This is a genomic window from Verrucomicrobium sp. BvORR106, assembly GCF_000739655.1.
Lineage (GTDB): Bacteria > Verrucomicrobiota > Verrucomicrobiia > Verrucomicrobiales > Verrucomicrobiaceae > Verrucomicrobium.
Window position 1 is genome coordinate 1 of sequence record NZ_BATR01000176.1, and the last position, 15,275, is coordinate 15,275.

Genomic DNA, 15,275 nt, shown 5'->3' on the forward strand with positions numbered 1-15,275 from the left:
ACCCAGCGCGCCCAAGAGCCGGGACGGCTCTTCTACCTTCTCTTTCGCGGGCATCCGCCACTGTAGAAGAACCGTCTCGGTTCTTGCTCCCGCAATCACCCAACGCGCCCAAGAGCCGGGACGGCTCTTCTACCTTCTCTCTCACGGACATCCGCCCTTACCTCCTCCTCCCACCACGTCCCCACCCAAAAAGAAAGGCTTGAGCAAATGCGGTTTTTTCAAGAGGATTACCCAACCCCTACGGTGATTTTGCCATGCTCTTCCGCAGTCCGTTCTCGATCCCCTATGCTCCCACCCTGGCCCTCGTGGCCGTGATCTGGGGAGGCTTCCATCCCAAGTCATTTGCCCAGTCCCCCAGTGCGCCGCTCTCTCAGGCACAACTCGACAAGCTCCCCAAGCGGCTGTCCCTGCTGAACGAGATGGAATTCACCCAGTGGCTCCTGGGCACAGAATGGGAGTACGAGTCCGATGGAAAGGTGCGCACGCTCTGGTTTGTCACCCCCACCTGTCAGATCTGGACAGAAGAGAAGGGCACCTCCATTCAGAGGAGCTGGGGCTACACGACCACAAAAGGCACCGCACTCGCATACTACGAGGCTTCCGAACGCAAAGGCCCTCGTCTGGTCACCATCAATGAAGACCTCCAATCCGCCACGCTCGACTCCATCGGCAAGCGACTCCCCATGCGCCTCCTCGGCCGTCGTTTTCCCAGGCCTCTCGAGGTGAGCATGACCCTGCCTGAGTTCGAGGAATGGATGAAGGCGCGCGTGCTCCAGAGTGACAACAAAGTCTGGCTCGGTGAGGACGGGTATCTGCGATGGAACTCGGACAAAGACAAGGCCAGGTACAGCTTCCCCGCTCCCGGTCTGGTGGAATGTGAGTGGAACAACCGCTGGAACCGCAGTCTGGTGATCGTGGACCCCAACATGAAAACCTATCGCTGGTTCTCAGGTTGGGGAACCGACGGCGGAAAGATCGAATCAACCAAACGCTCGTCGCCAGCAACCGTCGCCACGGTACAAGGAGCAGGTCCCGTCGCGATCAGGAAGCGCCTCTCCTCCGTGGGTGGCCTCCTCGTCGTGCCGCTCGGAAACTCCCGCTATGCGGGCAAGACCTCCAAGCTCTCCATCACGGCGCTCAAAATGGAGAAGAATGATCCCGCCATCATCGGCTTCAATCAGGAGGTCGGAGAGGACATGAGCAAAGCCCTCAAAGAGGTTTGCAAATACCAAACGCTGCGTCACGACGGCTGGCCCCGCGGTCACAAGATGGAGATCTTTTTTGAAGACAAGTACTCCCCCAAAGACGGCCCCTCTGCGGCCGTGGCCTGCGCGCTGTTGGTGGAATCGCTTGTGCTCAACGTGGAGCTGGACCCTGGATTCAGTGTCACCGGCGATCTCAACGCGGATGGTTCCGTGCAACCTATCGGCGGAGTGATCGCCAAACTCCGAGGAGCGGCCAAAGGAGGGCAAAAGATCGCCGCCATCCCCCAGAAGAACCGGACTAGCGCCCTGGACCTCGCTGTGGGCGAGGGTGCCACACCCTTTGTGGGGCTGCAGCTCTTCAGCGTGGACACCTTCGACGAAGCCCTCGCCCTGGCGCGCAAAGACAGAGCCCCGGCACTGGCGGAAGCCCTCACCGCTTTTGATGCTGTGAGCGCGAGAATCAGATCCAGTCCCGGACTGCTCGGAACGCCCGCGATCCGCGAAGCGCTGGGTGGAGTGGTCACTGCCGCCCCCAACCACGTGTCTGCCCGCCTGCTGCTGGCCATGGCGGAAGGTCGACTCCCCGGCCAGTTCAGCGCATCTGGTTCTCTGGATGCGGTGGATCAAGCGGTAGCGACCATTCGCGAGGCGACCGACACCGATCTCAGCGCCACCAGCTCGCTCGACAGCGGCAAGCTGAGTGCCTCCCGCAACCGCCTGCAACGCCTGCGCGGTAAGGTGGACAACCGCGTGCAGCCCTATGTGGACGCCTGGATCACCTGGGCCAGCTTGGCCGACCAGATGATCTCCCGACGCTCCGCGCCGCCGCAAGTGATTGAGCAGTTCAAGGCCGCCATTTCACGCATCAGTGCCGAGGCCAAAAAACTCGAAGGCAACAGCGAGTTCATGGAAGAAGTGCTGCGGTGACTTAGAGCAGCATCTGGCTGAATGCGCAGGTCCTGCGCGCTTGGCGACAGCTTCCAGCGCCTAAAAATATTTAGCAGGGCTCCACAGGGCCACAGAGGAAAGAAACCTTGTTGGTGGACGCTATTGTCCTCAGAATTGCGCGATCCCCCACCCAAACGGCCATGCCAACCCGATTCAACTTCTACAGCCGTCCACTATTGCCCGTGCTGGCGGCGTCCAGTCTTGTCATGAGTGCATTCACCCATGTGGTCAGGGCGCAGGCTAACGCCGAAACGGGAGCCCTGACGCCGGAGGAGGTGCGGGCGTTTCCCACCCGACTCTCCCTCATGAAACTCGAGGAATTCAGCCGCTGGCTGGTGGGCACTGAATGGGAGTTTGAGCTCAACGGCAAAACCGAAAGATACTGGTTCGCGACTCCTTACGTGACCGTATTCTCGCATCCCGACGACATCAAATCCCACAAGGCTTTTGCGTATCAAGCCAGCGGACCGGGAGTGCTCAATTGGTACTGGTATCCGAACAAAAAACAGGGGCCGCAGAAACTGACGGTGGCCGACGATCTGAAGAGTGCCGAGCTGGACAACACTCGTGTACAGCGTCCGGTCAAGCTGATCGGCCGACGATACCTTCAATCTGTCAGCACCCAGATGACTGTTCCTGAATTCGGAGACTGGTTGTTGACGCATGAACTGCGGAATCACAATCGAATCCGGTTTGGTGCCGATGGTTATCTCGTCTGGAATGCAGAAAAAGAACGCGCTCAGTTCAAGGCGGTGGCGACGGGTGTGATCGCGACGCAAACCTCGAATCCCTGGATTCGCAGCTTGGTGGTCTTCGAGTCCGACTTAAAACAATACCGTTGGCTGTCCTGGTGGGGAAATGAGACAGGCAAAGTCGTCGAAGCTGCCGGAGTGACTGCAGCGAAGACACCCGCCGCCAGCATCTCCGGCTCAGCAGCCATCCCGATCAAAAAGCGCCTCTCCTCCGTGGGCGGCCTTCTCGTCGTGCCCCTCGGCGACTCACGCTATGCGGGCAAGACGTCCAAGCTTTCCATCACCGCTCTCAAGATGGAGAAGGACGCCCCCGCCACCATCGGCTTCAACCAGGAAGTCGGCGAGAGCATGGGCAAGGCCCTCACAGAAGTTTCCAAGTACCACACCCTCCGCCATGACGGCTGGCCCCGTGGCCAGAAGATGGAAATCTTCTTTGAGGACAAGTACTCACCCAAAGATGGCCCCTCCGCCGCCGTGGCCTGCGCCCTGCTGGTGGAATCTCTCGTCACCGGCGTGGATCTGGATCCGGGCTTCTGTGTCACCGGCGATCTCAATGCCGATGGTTCAGTGCAACCCATCGGTGGAGTAATCGCCAAACTCCGTGGCGCGACCAAAGGTGGCCTGAAGATCGCCGCCATCCCCCAGAAGAACCGGACCAGCGCCCTGGACCTTGCTGTGGGCGAGGGAGCGACGCCCTTTGTCGGGCTGCAACTCTTCAGCGTGGACACCTTTGACGAAGCTCTCGCCCTGGCGCGCAATGATCGCACTCCAGCACTGGCGGAAGCGATCACTGCTTTTGATGCCGTGAGCGCGAGGATCAAATCCAGTCCCGGACTGCTCGGTACGCCCGCGATCCGCGACGAGCTGGCCAAGGTGGTGACCGCCGCCCCCAACCATGTGTCTGCCCGCCTGCTGCTGGCCATGGCAGAGGCTCGGCTCCCCGGCCAGTTCAGCGCCTCCGGTTCTCTGGAGGCCGTGGATCAAGCCGTGGCCGCCATTCGTGAAGCGACCGACACCGATCTCAGTGCCACCAGCTCGCTCGACAGCGGCAAACTGAGTGCCTCCCGCAACCGACTCCAACGCCTGCGAGGTATGGTGGACACCCGGGTGCAACCCTATGTGGATGCCTGGATCACCTGGGCCAGTCTGGCAGACCAGATGATCTCCCGACGCTCTGCGCCCCCGCAGGTCATCGAGCAGTTCAAGGCCGCCGGTTCACGCATCAATGCCGAGGCCAAGAAACTCGAAGGCAACAGCGAGTTCATGGAAGAGGTGCTTAGGTAGCACGATGCCGGCAAGATCCTTTGCTTTCATCAAGCGATCCACTCCGGGATCACCCTGCCACCGACATCGGTCAGGCGGAAGTCCCGGCCCTGGAACCGATGCGTGAGCTTCAGGTGATCCAGGCCAAAGAGGTGCAACAGCGTGGCGTGGAAGTCATTGATATGCACGGGATCCTTCGTGATGCTCCAGCCGATTTCATCCGTCTCACCATAGGTCTGCCCGCCCTTGATGCCGCCGCCGGCCATAAGCATGGTGAAGGCAAAAGGATGATGATCCCGCCCTGTGACATTGGGATTTCCGCCCCGGTTCTCACCAAGCGGAGTCCTGCCAAACTCGCTGCACCAGATGACCATGGTGGAGTCCAGCAGGCCACGGTCCTTCAGATCTTTGATGAGCGCGGCAATCGGTTGGTCCGCCATGCCGGAGTTAAAGGCCAGCTCAGGGTTCAAGTTGGAGTGATGATCCCAGGACGCATGCATGATGCTGACGAAGCGCACCCCGCGTTCCACAAGGCGACGAGCCACCAGACAGTTCGAGGCAAAACTTTTGTACTGGCCGGGTCCACCCGCCCGGGAGGCCTTCACATCCATGTCCTTGCGGTTCACCCCGTACATCTCCAAGGTTTGCTCGCTCTCCCCTCTTAGATCGATGAGCTCTGGTGCGGCACTCTGCATGCGAAAGGCCAGTTCATAAGCTGAGATGCGGCTGCGAATCTCGGGATCCTGGAACTGGTCAAACCGGGCCTGGTTCAGCTCCATCAGCGCGTCCAACCCGCGGCGTTGCAACTCCGGTGGAAGCCCTTCGGGATTCTGCAGATTGAGCACCGGCTCCCCCTGATTGCGGAACAGCACCCCGGCGTAGTGGCTGGGCAGGAATCCGCTCTGCCACAAGGAGGCTCCTCCACTGGTCCCCCGGCCTGCAGTCAGCACAACATAGCCCGGCAGATTCTGGGACTCGCTGCCCAGGCCGTAGTTCAGCCACGAACCCATGGTGGGCAGGCCAAACGTGGCCCGCCCGCTGTGCAACAGCAACTGACCAGGATGATGGTTGAACTGATCCGTGTGCATCGACCGCACCATGAGCAGATCATCGGCACAGGTCGCCAGATGCGGGAGCAGGTCGCTGAAGTCCATGCCGCACTCGCCATGTTTGCTGAAAGTGCGAGGACTCCCCAACAGGCGGGCGGTCTCCTTCTTGATGAAGGCGAACCGGACGTTCTTCGTCATGCTCTCCGGCAACGGCTGGCCATGCAGTTCATTGAGCTTGGGCTTGGGATCGAAGAGATCCATCTGGCTGGGGGCCCCCTCCATGAAGATGCAGATGCAGTTCTTGGCCCGAGCCGGGAAGTGCGGCAGCCGAGCCGCCAGCGGATCCCCCGCCAGGCTTCCCTGCCCCTCGACCGCGGCGCTGGCAGGCACCAGGAGACCTTCCTGCGTGAGCATGGACCCCAGCGCCATCATGCCCAGACCACTGGCGGTGGTGGTCAGAAATTCCCGGCGGGTCTGGGCTGCAAGTGGGTGCATGGCGTTCATCGCAGTGGGTTCAGGGGGTGGGCTCACTCTCGCGTGATGAACTCGTCCAGGTTCAGAACAATGCGCGCCGTGGCCGCCCAGGCGGCGAGCTCGGCGGGAGCCACGGATGACACCTCGAACCCCTTGACGAACTTTGTCGCCTCCTCGGGGTGCGCGAGATACCAGCGACGAGATTCGTTCAGCAGCCCCTGCAGTGAAGCCAGTTCACCACTCGCGCCATGGCGGGAGAGACAAATGAAAAGCAACTGGTCCAGCCCCGCCGCATCCGCAGTCGGCGTTTCCTTCAAGACCCGCGCAGCCAACCCCTTCGCCGCATCAGCAAAAGTTCCTGCGTTGAGCGTCGTGAGCGCCTGTAGCGGTGTATTACTCACCGTCCGCTTCACGTTGGTGGTGTTGGCATCCGGACAGTCGAAAGTGGTCAGGTCAGGATGGGGGGCGGTTCGTTTGAAGAAGGTGTACATGCCCCGCCGGTAGCGATCCTCGCCGGTGCTGGTGGCCCACTTGAAGTTGTTGGCGTAGCTCAGTTCCGCGATGCTTGGCGGCAGAGGTGGATAGACGCTCGGGCCGCCCACCTTGGCGCTGAGCAGCCCGCTGGCAGCCAGATTAAGGTCCCGCACAATTTCCGCCTCCACCCGCAGGCGGTTCTGGCGATGCAGCAGGCGGTTCAAGGGATCAACATCTGCCAGCTCCGGCCGATGGGCGCTGGACTGCCGGTAGGTGGCAGACATCAGGATGGTCTTGATGACGCGCTTGCGGCTCCAGCCTTCTCGAGATACAAAATCACCCGCCAGCCAGTCAAGCAGCTCTGGATGAGACGGGCGCTCGCCGCGCACGCCGAAGTCGTTGACGGTGCGGACCAGGCCCTCGCCAAAGAGCCGGGCCCAGATGTGGTTCACGGTGACCCGCGGTGTCAGCGGGTTGTCGGGGCCGACCAGCCACTGTGCCAGATCCAGGCGGTCCGCAGCCTTGCCGTCCCCTTTTCTCCCCGGAAGCGCGGGGAGGACCGCGAGCCCCCCAGGCGACACCGTTTCAGCGGGACTCAGGAAATCACCCCGATGCAGGCGATGGGTGGACCTCGGATCCTGCGTGCGCTGGGCGATCACCCGGACATCCATCAGGGGAGGCTTTGGCAGACGTTTCCGCGCGATTTCCAATGCCTCGGAGGCGGCCCGGGTCTCAGGATCGCGCTTCTCCGCCCAGTCCAGCAGGGGCTTGATCACCACATCATTCCGGCGGAGCGGCTCCTCATTCAAAACGCGCAGCACCTCAGACGGCGCGACGGACTCCTCCGTGAGTACCGCGCTGCCCAGCAGCCGGAACCGGCCGATGTTGTGGTTCCCGCTTTTGTAAGCCTGGTCCAGGCTGACAAAGAGCTTCAGCCCTGGGCCTGGGGTCACCGGCTCCTCGAACTGGACAGTGAGCTGGTGCGCCTGCCCAAACTGGGGCTGCACGGCCCAGCCCGTTTCGCGATCTCCGTCCACAGCAGCCTTGGCAGTGAAGCTCTTTTGCTCAAAATCCGCCACGGCCGAGTGCAAAGCCACCGGCACGGCCGAGGCAGCATCCCGGCCCACGGAGACCTTGAGTTCACTCAGCACAAAGTTGCCCTTGCCCGCCCGTCCAGGTCCGCCCCCCGGAAGGGACTCATCAGGCAGCACCTCCAGCTGCAAGGCCATGAGAGGCTCACTCCAGGAGTTCACCGTGATTTCATAGACCTCTTGTTTCGATTGCCCGCCACCGGCCAACCACGAGCCATCCTCCTTGCGCGTGAAGGTGGTCTGCTTGCTTGACGAATGAACCTCCGTCACCTCCAGCGGCTCGTACTTTGCCTTGGCCGGATTCCGACGGGCCGCGGTCAGCCTCTCCTGGAGGGGCTTTTCCCAGGCAGCGAGACGACCACGCAAGCCTGCCCGCGCCTCATCCAGCCGCTTTTGCAGGGTGCCGAGCTTGGCGGCATCGGCCCCGTGTTGTTTCTCATACTCCTCCCAGGCGCTTTGCGAGGTCGTGACCTGCCGTGTCGCTTCGTCGCCGTTGTTAAAAAAGGCGTACAGCTGGAAGTACTCGTTGTGGGAGATCTGGTCGTACTTGTGCGAATGGCAGCGGGCGCAGCCGACGCTGAGCCCCAACCAGACTGATCCCGTCGTCTCCGTCCGGTCAAACACAGCCTCCACGCGGAACTGCTCTTGATCAGTGCCGCCCTCCGTGTTCGTGAGGGTTTGGCGGTGAAATGCGGTGGCCAGGACTTGCTCAGGCCCTGCGGCTGGCAGGAGGTCCCCGGCGAGCTGTTCCACCGTGAACTGGTCAAAGGGCAGATCCTTGTTCACCGCCTGAATCACCCAGTCGCGGTATCTCCAGGCATCGGGCCTCGGGCGGTCTTTCTCATAGCCATCGCTGTCTGCATACCGGGCCATGTCCAGCCAGTGGCGTCCCCAGCGCTCCCCAAAGTGCTGGGAGGCAAGAGCAGCATCCACCATCTTCTCATAGGCATCAGAAGAAGAATCTCCTACGAAGGCCTCCACCTGTTGCGGACTGGGCGGCAACCCTAGAAGATCCAGATGGACCCTGCGGATCAGGGTGGCCCGACCTGCCTCCGGGGAGGGCTGGATGCCAGCCGCTTCCAGTTTGGCCAGGATAAAGCGGTCGATCTCGCCTCGAGGCCACTGGGTGTCCCGGGTTGGCGGTGGCCCATCCTTGGCCAAGGGGCGATAGGCCCAGTGCGCCGGCCAGTCGGCACCGGCAGCCACCCAAGCCCGCAGGGTGGCCACTTGGCTGGGAGAGAGCGCCTTGCGATCCTCAGGAGGCATCCGTTCGTCCAGTTGACGCGTCTCCACCCGGGTGATCACCGCACTCGCCCCGGCATTGCCCGGGACAAGGCCGGCGTGACCACTTTTCAGCACCTTGATCGCATCGGCCTTCGTGGTGAGGGCAAGCCCGCCCTTGGCCTTGTCCAGACTGTGGCACTCCAGACAGTGCTCTGCGAGGATCGGGCGGACATCGCGGTCGAAATCAGGCGTTGGCTCTGCGCCCGCCCCCATTAATGGAAGCGAAATCACCCCAATCCCAAGGAGGGTGAGGTGGGTCAGGGGCAATCTGAGGCCGGACATGACACCGTTTGGGGAAAAGATCGCGTGGTGCGATCACGCGTACAACGGCCTGAGACGCCGTGTTTTGCATCCGAATGACAATCTCACCGCTTCCCGGCACATTCCGCAGACGGGGAAATAAACTTGACCCAGGTGGTAAGATGTGTACAGTCGCTTCCCTTTCCGCGCCAACGCGCGGCCCCGAATGCCCCATAACATTCGATCCCTGCCATGAAAAAGGAAATTCATCCCGAAACTCACGAAACCACGATCACCTGTACTTGTGGAGCGGTCTATCATACGCTCTCCACGGTGAAAAACCTCCGTATCGGTATTTGCGCCCAGTGCCACCCGTTCTTCACCGGTGAGCAGCGCTTCGTGGACACCGCTGGTCGCGTTGACAAGTTCGCCCAGCGTTACGGTTCGACCTCCGCTACCCGCCGCACGAAGCCCAAGGCTGCTGCCCCCACGGCCTAGCGACGGCATCTTTGCTTTTCAGAAAAACGGTGATCGCGCCCTTGGTGGCGCGTCACCGTTTTTTGTTTCTCGTGTGCTGGTCCCGTCGTTTTCGCAGCTTCGACTGCCGTAAGTTCTTTTGTCAGCTTGTTGGGTTTCCCCCTCCCCATCGGATTCGGTTCTACCGCTGGCTTCGCCGACCGACTCCCTTCCCCCCACTTCCCGCTCCCGCCATGGACTACTCCTCGATCATCGAAAAGAAGAAGGACCGCTTCTCTGAGTTGGAGGAGATGATGGGCCATCCGAACTTCTACGACGACAACCGCAAAGCGGGTGACCTGCTCCGGGAGCACCGCTCGCTGGAAGCCCTCGTCAAGGCTTGGACCGAATACCAGCGCACCGAGCAGCAGATCGCGGACAACCAGGAACTGGCGAGATCCGGCGATGCAGAACTGGCCGAGCTGGCTGAAGAAGAACTACCGGGACTGCAAACCCGTCTGGTGGAGCTCGAGGCTGAAGTCCAGCGCCACATCCTGCCTCCCGATCCCCTGGAAGGTCGCGATGTCATCATGGAAATCCGCGCCGGCACCGGTGGGGACGAAGCCGCTATTTTCGCAGGCGACCTCTACCGCATGTACAACCGCTACGCTGAGGAGCGCGGCTGGAAGATCGAGTCCATGGAAGCCAGCCCCTCCGATGCAGGCGGCTACAAGGAAGTGGTGTTCAAGGTCAGCGGCGAGGACGTCTTCCGCACCTTGAAGTATGAGAGCGGCGTGCACCGCGTGCAGCGCGTACCTGCCACCGAGGCTCAAGGCCGTATTCACACCTCCGCTGCGACGGTCGCCGTGCTGCCAGAGGCTGAGGAAGTGGACCTCCAACTCAAGCCCGATGAGCTCCGTATTGAAGTCTGTCGCGCCAGCGGTCACGGAGGCCAGGGGGTGAACACCACCGACTCCGCCGTGCAGGTGATGCACCTTCCTACGGGCATGATTGTCCGCTGTCAGGACGGCCGCAGTCAGCTCAAGAACAAGGAGAAGGCGATTACGATCATGCGTTCCCGCCTGCTCGAAAAGAAGCAGCAGGAAGAGGCCGCCAAATACTCTGCCCACCGCAAAGCGCTCATCGGTGGCGGCGGTCGCGAAGAGAAGATCCGCACCTACAACTACCCCCAGAACCGCATCACCGACCACCGGATCGACGTGACGCTCTACAATCTGGACATGTTCGTGGACGGCCGCATCGGAGACTTGGTGGACAAGCTTCAGGCCAGCGAAATCCTTGACCGCCTCGCCGAGGCGGGCTTGGCTTAACCTCGGTTGAGGTGGAGGTGCCGCTGCGCCACAGCCATGAGCGGCGCGACTGACAGCTCCCGTTTGCTCCAGACACCTGGCACTTAGACACTCGGAGCTGACGCCGCGTCAGCTTCAGGCGGCGAAGGCGGGGTGATCACGCATTTCTGCAGATCACGCAAACTGCACAGCCCCAAGAAATCCGCCCCCTTCATGGCACGCGCGCCTTCAATGCGAGTGCCCCCGAAGCGATCACGATCACTGTCGAACACCGCATTCACAAACTCCCGGCTGCCCACGGCCGCACCTGCGGTGAAGTATCGCACTCGACAGCGCAGCACCTCCCGCACGGTCAGTTCACCGCTTTGGGCCTTCACTCGGTTGACCGCCTCCCGGTCAATACCAGCCTTCGCTCTCCCTGCATCGCGCCGAATTTGCTGCGTGATAAGATCGCCCGCGTCCCCCGCCACATACAGCATGCGACGGTAGTGCGACAGGACCTCACCCTTGGACAACTCACGACGCGCCAGGCAGTTCGAAACCGTTGCCAGACCGGACCTTGCAGCATCCGCCCCGGCGATGGCAGCCCCGTAGCCGCTCCAGGGATAGTCCTTCGGGTCATCTACCAAGCCAGCCCGCACCGGGTTTAGGTCGATGTAGGCAGCCACCATGCCCAGAGCGGCGGGCCCACCCTCCACCATCGTGCTCCGGAAGCGGTCCTCCCAGAGGGTACCGCGACGTTCGTGATGCTTGTTGAACCACTGGGTGAACCTCTGTTTCAGCGTCTTCATGAACTGACTGACGTCCCACATCCGGGAGAACCAGCCTGCGATCACCTGCTGCGCCGCCAAATCGGCTCCTGTCTGCCGATATTGCCTCACCTGCTCCTCCACCCGCCAAGCGGTCTTCTCACCGAAACAATCTCTGATATGCCCCAGCAGCCACGCCTCAGAAGGCATCAATGACGGCCGCTGCGGCACCTCCACCAGGAGATGGAAGTGGTTCGACATGAGGCAAAACGTCACCACCCGCACCTGGCAGAACCGCTCATACATGCGCATCAACTCCAGGAACCGCCGCTTCTCCGCCTGCTCAAGGACGAATCGCCGGTCCACCACGCGGGACACGCAGTGGTAGTAAGCCACTTTCCAATCCGCCGGAGCCCGCAATCTCGATCGCCGCATGCCAAATAAAGGGACAGACACTTTATTGATGCAAATGCAATTTTCATTGTTCTTACGAACAGTATCGTGAGGCATGGGACCGGACCTCATCCTCGATTTGGACTGCTTCTTCGCCTCGGTGGAGCAGCAGCTCGATCCCCGTCTGCGAGGGCGTCCGGTGGCGGTGGTGCCGGTGAAGTCGGACTCCACCTCCTGCATCGCCGCCAGCAAGGAGGCCAAAAGGTGTGGGGTGAAGACTGGGACTCGGGTCCGGGATGCTCGGCAACTCTGCCCGGATATCATCCTCGTGGAATCCCGACCCCGACTTTACACGGAGTACCACCAGCGCTTTGTCACCGCTCTGGAATCCCGCATCCAGGTGGCCGAGGTCATGTCTATTGACGAAGCCTGGTGCCTTCTGCCCAAGTCCGTCAACCATCGCACTCAGGCGGAAGCCTTTGCCCGCTCGCTGAAGGCCACGCTCACCAGCCAAGTGGGCGACTGGCTCACCTACTCCATTGGCATCGCTCCGAATCGATTTCTGGCCAAACTCGCGTCAGACATGGCCAAACCCGACGGCCTTTTCATGATCGAGCAGGCGGACCTTCCCCACTGCCTGCATCGTCTGAAGCTCCGGGATTTCTGCGGCATCGGACAGAAAATGGAAACCCGGCTGGTCTCCCACGGTATCCGCACCGTAGCGCAGCTGACTTCCGCCACGCGCGAGACGCTGCACCACGTCTGGGGTGGCATCGGCGGGGTCCACCTCTGGCACTGGCTGCGCGGGGAGGTGACGGAGACCCCGCCCACCCAACGACGGACCATTGGGCACTCCCACGTCCTTCCGACCCGACTTCGCAATGATCTTGGCACCCACGCCGTGGTCTGTCGCCTCCTCCAGAAGGCCGCGATGCGGCTGCGCAAAATGGGATCACTTCACCTGTCGCCTGGAGCTCTTCATCAAGTACACCAACAGCCCCACTTGGTCCTCCGACATCTCCTTCTGCGATACACAGGACACCTTCCGTCTGCTGGAAGCCCTCGAGGTGCTCTGGGAACGCCGCCCCCGCAGACCGGGCCTGGAGCCCAAGGCCACGGGCGTCAATCTCTCCGGCCTTGCCCCCGCCACCAAGGTCACCCCCAGCCTCCTCAGCTTTGACAAACGCCAGCAGCAACTCTGCGGCCTGATGGATGCCATCAACAAACGCTATGGGCAGAACACCGTGTGCTTCGGCGGCGCGCTGGGGGCCTTGGAGTACACCCCCATGCGCATTGCGTTCACGCGCATCCCTGATCCTGAAACCGAAAGCTGACGCCGCATCGGGCTTGCGCTTTGCTGGGGCTGCCGTTACAAAAACGCCATGCACGACCCACGCATAGATCAACTCGCCACCCAGCTCGTCCGCTATTCGACCAGTGTGAAAAAAGGCGACCGCGTTCTTCTCGACATCTACGACGCGCCCAACTCCATCTGCCTGGCCCTGATCCGTGCCGTCGTCGCTGCCAAAGCCATCCCAGTGGTCAAACTGCATGATGCCACGATCACCCGCGAGCTCATGAAGCACGCGGACCCGGATGGGTACGACATGCTTTCCAAAAACAACCTCGATCTCATGAAGGAGATCGACGTGTACATCGCCATCCGAGGCAGCCACAACATCACCGAAATGGCCGACGTTCCGGCGGACAAGATGAAGCTGGTCATGGAGAAGATGCGCCCGGTCATCAACGAGCGCGTCAACAACACCCGGTGGTGCGTCCTGCGCTGGCCCACCTCCGCCATGGCCCAACAGGCCAGCATGAGCACCGAGGCCTTTGAGGACTTCTACTTCCGCGTTTGCCTCCTGGACTACAAGGCTCTCCTCCCCGCCATGAACTCCCTGAAGAAGCTCATGGACAAGGCCAACCAAGTCCACATCAAAGGCCCAGGCACCGATCTGAAATTCAGCCTCAAGGGTCTCAAGGCCATCGCCTGCGGCGGCACCCACAACATTCCCGACGGCGAAGTCTTCTCCGCTCCGGTCCGCGACAGCGTGGAAGGCGTCATCACCTACAATGCCCCGACCGTTTATCAGGGCATCGCTTTCGACAACGTGCGCCTTGAGTTCAGCCAGGGCAAGATCGTCAACGCCACGGCCAACAACACGAAGGCGATCAACAAGATCCTCGATAGCGACGAAGGCGCCCGCTACATCGGTGAGTTCGCCATCGGCTTCAACCGCGAGATCCGCGAGCCCATGCGCGACATTCTGTTCGACGAGAAGATCGCCGGTTCCTTCCACTTCACGCCCGGCCAGGCCTATGAAGGCGTGGCAGACAACGGCAACCGCAGCCAGGTGCACTGGGACCTCGTCAACATCCAGCGCCCCGACTACGGCGGCGGTGAGATCTGGTTCGACAACGTCCTGATCCGCAAGAACGGCAAGTTCCTGCCCAAAGAACTGGCCAAGCTGAACTAGCTTCATCCGGCCTGCTATCGAGCGCTGGACTGGTGAATTCTCCACCAGTCTGGCGCAAAAAACGCCCCTCTCTGGGGCCCTCTTCCGGCGAATCGAATCGCCTGCTGGCGCAATTCCTTCTCCGTGCTAGCATCCCTCCCGACATGTCTGCCTTTGCCTTTAGGATGAATCTCCGCACCCTCGCCCTCCTTGCCCTGGCTGCGCTGCCCATGCTCGGGCTGAGCTCGTGCTCCTCGACGTCCAAGATCAAAGGCATCCCAGACAAACTCCCGCCGATCACGTTGACTGGGACCGTTCGCACCCCTCCCCACTCGATGCCCAGCCATGCGTATCCGTTCGATTCCGGCGGTCGCTACGTCAGTGACTGGGCAGCGGAAGGCGAACGCCGTTCTGGTCGCTCCGCCGCAGCCACTTCCGACGACCAGGAAAAGTGGACCGGCTCGCATGAAGGAGCCGCCACCGGGCGTCGCATCGTCATCAAGACGACCACACCCAAGTCCAAGAGCTCCAGTTCCAAGACTGCCTCGTCTAAATCCAAGTCCAGCAAGACCAAGTCTGGCAGCAGCAGCGGCGGTGGTGGCAGCTATGTGGTGAAAAAGGGCGATACGCTCTCCTCAATCGCCCGACGCAACGGCACTTCGGTCGCAAAAATTAAATCCGCCAACGGCATGAGTTCCGACTTCCTGAGCGTCGGAAAGTCCCTTAAGATTCCCCGTTAGCGATTCAACCTGAGGCCGGGAATCTCCGGAGAACGCGAGCATCGAGAAAGCACCCTTCACCTCGACAGCTTTATGTCCCTCCCAGGTAGGCGCGTCTCTTCCCGGCTTCAGCGGACCCCTCTTACTCTGGCGGCCATTCTGGTTTGGGGGATTCTGACACTCCTCGCCAGCACCACCCCGGCCCGGGCCTTCCAACTGGTGGTCGTAGATCCCGGCCATGGCGGTGCCGATGGGGGCACCTCCTGGCACGGCCTGCTGGAGAAGACGCTCACCCTGGATGTCGCGAAGCGCCTCGAAACTATCCTCCGGGACCAGGGCATTACCACGGTGATGACCAGGCGGTACGACAAGACCGTGTCGCTCGACGATCGGGCCATCATGGCCAACC

At 61.5% G+C, this 15,275-nt stretch carries 12 protein-coding genes; 9 read left to right on the forward strand and 3 right to left on the reverse strand.

From position 1 onward, the window contains the following. The first annotated feature begins 254 nt into the window (after nt 1–254). On the forward strand, nt 255–2,132 hold the full coding sequence (locus BV106_RS31305) for a S16 family serine protease (RefSeq protein WP_038171481.1): 1,878 nt from the start codon (nt 255–257) through the stop codon (nt 2,130–2,132). Between the two features lie 161 nt (nt 2,133–2,293). Beyond that, on the forward strand, nt 2,294–4,189 hold the full coding sequence (locus BV106_RS31310; RefSeq protein WP_081892490.1) for a S16 family serine protease: 1,896 nt from the start codon (nt 2,294–2,296) through the stop codon (nt 4,187–4,189). Nucleotides 4,190–4,218: 29 nt separating this feature from the next. On the opposite strand, the gene BV106_RS31315 is transcribed toward BV106_RS31310, so the two are convergent. Together BV106_RS31315 and BV106_RS31320 are read right to left on the reverse strand one after the other, a co-directional pair. Further along, nucleotides 4,219–5,721, reverse strand: a complete 1,503-nt coding sequence (locus BV106_RS31315) for a DUF1501 domain-containing protein (RefSeq protein ID WP_038171484.1) — start codon at nt 5,719–5,721, stop codon at nt 4,219–4,221. A 23-nt stretch (nt 5,722–5,744) separates the two neighbouring features. Continuing rightward, the gene (locus BV106_RS31320) at nt 5,745–8,822 is read right to left on the reverse strand and encodes a PSD1 and planctomycete cytochrome C domain-containing protein (protein WP_081892491.1); all 3,078 of its coding nucleotides are present in this window, start codon (nt 8,820–8,822) and stop codon (nt 5,745–5,747) included. Nucleotides 8,823–9,032: 210 nt separating this feature from the next. On the opposite strand from BV106_RS31320, the gene rpmE reads away from it, so the two are divergent. Further along, complete coding sequence (gene rpmE / locus BV106_RS31325; protein WP_009960029.1) at nt 9,033–9,278, forward strand: 50S ribosomal protein L31; 246 nt, start codon at nt 9,033–9,035, stop codon at nt 9,276–9,278. 212 nt (nt 9,279–9,490) lie between these two features. Beyond that, a complete protein-coding gene (prfA, locus tag BV106_RS31330) occupies nt 9,491–10,567 on the forward strand; it encodes a peptide chain release factor 1 (protein ID WP_038171487.1) in 1,077 nt (358 codons plus the stop codon). Between the two features lie 83 nt (nt 10,568–10,650). Here prfA and BV106_RS31335 read toward each other — a convergent pair whose 3' ends face one another. After that, nucleotides 10,651–11,730 (reverse strand): transposase, encoded by a 1,080-nt coding sequence (locus BV106_RS31335; RefSeq protein ID WP_038171488.1) that lies wholly within the window; start codon nt 11,728–11,730, stop codon nt 10,651–10,653. Between the two features lie 73 nt (nt 11,731–11,803). Here BV106_RS31335 and BV106_RS31340 point away from each other — a divergent pair, with 73 nt between their 5' ends. The 5 genes from BV106_RS31340 to BV106_RS31355 all read left to right on the forward strand — a co-directional run. Then, nucleotides 11,804–12,868, forward strand: coding sequence for a hypothetical protein (locus BV106_RS31340; RefSeq protein WP_051946627.1), 1,065 nt, complete (start codon nt 11,804–11,806; stop codon nt 12,866–12,868). 28 nt (nt 12,869–12,896) lie between these two features. After that, nucleotides 12,897–13,022, forward strand: a complete 126-nt coding sequence (locus BV106_RS39050; protein WP_265596271.1) for a hypothetical protein — start codon at nt 12,897–12,899, stop codon at nt 13,020–13,022. A gap of 48 nt (nt 13,023–13,070) precedes the next feature. Then, the gene (locus BV106_RS31345; protein WP_038171490.1) at nt 13,071–14,168 is read left to right on the forward strand and encodes an aminopeptidase; all 1,098 of its coding nucleotides are present in this window, start codon (nt 13,071–13,073) and stop codon (nt 14,166–14,168) included. A 143-nt stretch (nt 14,169–14,311) separates the two neighbouring features. Then, complete coding sequence (locus BV106_RS31350; protein WP_081892492.1) at nt 14,312–14,887, forward strand: LysM peptidoglycan-binding domain-containing protein; 576 nt, start codon at nt 14,312–14,314, stop codon at nt 14,885–14,887. 72 nt (nt 14,888–14,959) lie between these two features. Continuing rightward, nucleotides 14,960–15,275, forward strand: a 316-nt coding sequence (locus BV106_RS31355) for an N-acetylmuramoyl-L-alanine amidase (protein ID WP_038171497.1), incomplete at its 3' end; no start/stop codon positions are given.

Excerpts from the sequence above, each read along its gene's own strand:
- BV106_RS31305 (WP_038171481.1), top strand. The coding sequence starts at position 255 with ATGCTCTTCCGCAGTCCGTTCTCGATCCCCTATGCTCCCACCCTGGCC.
- BV106_RS31310 (WP_081892490.1), top strand. The coding sequence starts at position 2,294 with ATGCCAACCCGATTCAACTTCTACAGCCGTCCACTATTGCCCGTGCTG.
- BV106_RS31315 (WP_038171484.1), bottom strand. The coding sequence starts at position 5,721 with ATGAACGCCATGCACCCACTTGCAGCCCAGACCCGCCGGGAATTTCTG.
- BV106_RS31320 (WP_081892491.1), bottom strand. The coding sequence starts at position 8,822 with ATGTCCGGCCTCAGATTGCCCCTGACCCACCTCACCCTCCTTGGGATT.
- rpmE (WP_009960029.1), top strand. The coding sequence starts at position 9,033 with ATGAAAAAGGAAATTCATCCCGAAACTCACGAAACCACGATCACCTGT.
- prfA (WP_038171487.1), top strand. The coding sequence starts at position 9,491 with ATGGACTACTCCTCGATCATCGAAAAGAAGAAGGACCGCTTCTCTGAG.
- BV106_RS31335 (WP_038171488.1), bottom strand. The coding sequence starts at position 11,730 with ATGCGGCGATCGAGATTGCGGGCTCCGGCGGATTGGAAAGTGGCTTAC.
- BV106_RS31340 (WP_051946627.1), top strand. The coding sequence starts at position 11,804 with ATGGGACCGGACCTCATCCTCGATTTGGACTGCTTCTTCGCCTCGGTG.
- BV106_RS39050 (WP_265596271.1), top strand. The coding sequence starts at position 12,897 with ATGGATGCCATCAACAAACGCTATGGGCAGAACACCGTGTGCTTCGGC.
- BV106_RS31345 (WP_038171490.1), top strand. The coding sequence starts at position 13,071 with ATGCACGACCCACGCATAGATCAACTCGCCACCCAGCTCGTCCGCTAT.
- BV106_RS31350 (WP_081892492.1), top strand. The coding sequence starts at position 14,312 with ATGTCTGCCTTTGCCTTTAGGATGAATCTCCGCACCCTCGCCCTCCTT.